Here is a 1,626-nt window from a genome sequence, read left to right as displayed (position 1 = left end):
CTTGCGCGCGAATGACGCCATTGCCGGCCAGCACCATCGGGCGCTCGGCCTGCGCGATCAGCGCCGCGACCTCGGCGAGACGATCTTCGGGCGGCCAGGGGGTGCGCGGATTCTGCACCCGCAGGGGGGCCAGCTCCGCCACCTCCGCAGCGGCGATGTTCTCGGGCAGCTCGATGAAGCTCGCCCCCGGCTTCTCCAGGGTCGCCTCCTTGAACGCCTTGCGCACCACTTCCGGGATCACCTCGGGCTCGCGCACCGAGGTCGCGTACTTGGAGATGGGCGCGAACAGATTGACCAGATCGACGATCTGGTGGCTCTCCTTGTGCAGCCGATGGGTCGAGCCCTGCCCGGCGATGGCCACCACTGGCGCGCGGTCGAGATTGGCATCGGCGACACCGGTGATCAGGTTGGTCGCGCCAGGGCCGAGCGTGCCCAGGCAGACCCCGGGTCGACCGGTGAGGCGGCCATAGACATCAGCCATGAAGGCCGCGCCCTGCTCATGGCGGACGGTGATGAAGTGGATCGGGCTGTCGATCAACGCATCCATCAGGTCGAGGTTCTCCTCACCGGGGATGCCAAAGATGTACTCGACACCTTCGTTCTCGAGACAGCGGACAAAGAGCTCAGCGGCACGCATGGGGGACTCCAAGGGTTGAATGGGCCTCGCTAGCAGGCGAGACAGGCTGCCGGCCAGGGCTGTCCATCGGTGCCGGGGATCTGATCGCTATAGCGCGCGAGGGTCTTCATGCCGATCCCGAGGATCACCTCGAGGACCTGCTGCCGGTCGTAGCCGGCCTGCTCCAGCGCGGCGACCGCGGCCTCATCGATGTGCCCGTGCGCCTTGGCCAGCGCGGCGGTGAACTGCCTGAGGGACTCCAGGCGTTGATCGGGAAGGCGGCCTCCTTCGCGCAACGCCTCGGTCATGTCCGTTGGCAAATCCATCATGTCCGCGAGCAGACCATGGGCACCCATGCAGACGGCGCAGCGGCTCTCGCGACTGACACTGAGCAGCACCACCTGTTGCTCCTCGCTCGAGAGTGAGGTCTTCTCCAACAAGGCGCCGAGGGCCAGATAGCTTTTCAGGGAGGCCGGCGCCGCCTCGAGCGTGCGCAGCGGTTTGGGTAGTCGGCTGAAGCGGCGCTCGGCTTCGCTCAGCGCCGGCATGGCCGGCAGGGCGTCCAGCGGCGCCGATGACGCAGCCGGGTCAGGAAACAGCGAGGGCATGAGGTGCTCCTGGCAGCGGTTGGGCGGATCACTGCGCCTTGAAGGCGAATGATTGGACTGACCTCGCTGGCGAGGCGAGGGGTTGAGTTCACTCGCGGCCATGGATCAGGGGACGCGTGAGCCATTGTTGAAGGACGCTCGCGCTGGCTTGCCGCTCGCAACAAACAGCTGGTGGATGCTGCGCAGATTGACCGGCTTTTTCAGATAGGCGCGGACATGCGGCGCCAGCCCCGGATCAGGCTGCAGATCATGGGCACCGCTCATCAGCACGATCCTCAGCCCCGGAGCGCGCGCCGCCAGCTCGGCCCCCAGCTCACGGCCATCGCCATCCGGCAAGCGGATATCGATCAGGGCTCCGCGCACCGGCTGTCGCGCGATGAGCGCTCGAGCCTCGGCGCAGTC

General features: G+C 67.1%; 3 protein-coding genes. All 3 read right to left on the bottom strand.

Going from position 1 to position 1,626, the window contains the following annotated elements:
• The coding region (locus CKO42_RS26525) for a thiamine pyrophosphate-binding protein (RefSeq protein ID WP_274608981.1) at positions 1-637 on the bottom strand (637 nt) is incomplete at its 3' end.
• Positions 638-666: 29 nt separating this feature from the next.
• Positions 667-1,224 carry a carboxymuconolactone decarboxylase family protein gene (locus CKO42_RS26520; protein ID WP_200252569.1) on the bottom strand — a complete coding sequence of 186 codons (558 nt, stop codon included), beginning with the start codon at positions 1,222-1,224 and terminating at the stop codon, positions 667-669.
• Positions 1,225-1,329: 105 nt separating this feature from the next.
• Positions 1,330-1,626 (bottom strand): response regulator (locus CKO42_RS26515; RefSeq protein ID WP_338035015.1); only part of this gene is annotated, 297 nt, incomplete at its 5' end.

The organism is Lamprobacter modestohalophilus, from assembly GCF_016583905.1.
GTDB classification, from domain to species: domain Bacteria; phylum Pseudomonadota; class Gammaproteobacteria; order Chromatiales; family Chromatiaceae; genus Lamprobacter; species Lamprobacter modestohalophilus.
This window is presented reverse-complemented; position numbering and strand designations above follow the sequence as displayed.

Excerpts from the sequence above, each read along its gene's own strand:
- CKO42_RS26520 (WP_200252569.1), bottom strand. The coding sequence starts at position 1,224 with ATGCCCTCGCTGTTTCCTGACCCGGCTGCGTCATCGGCGCCGCTGGAC.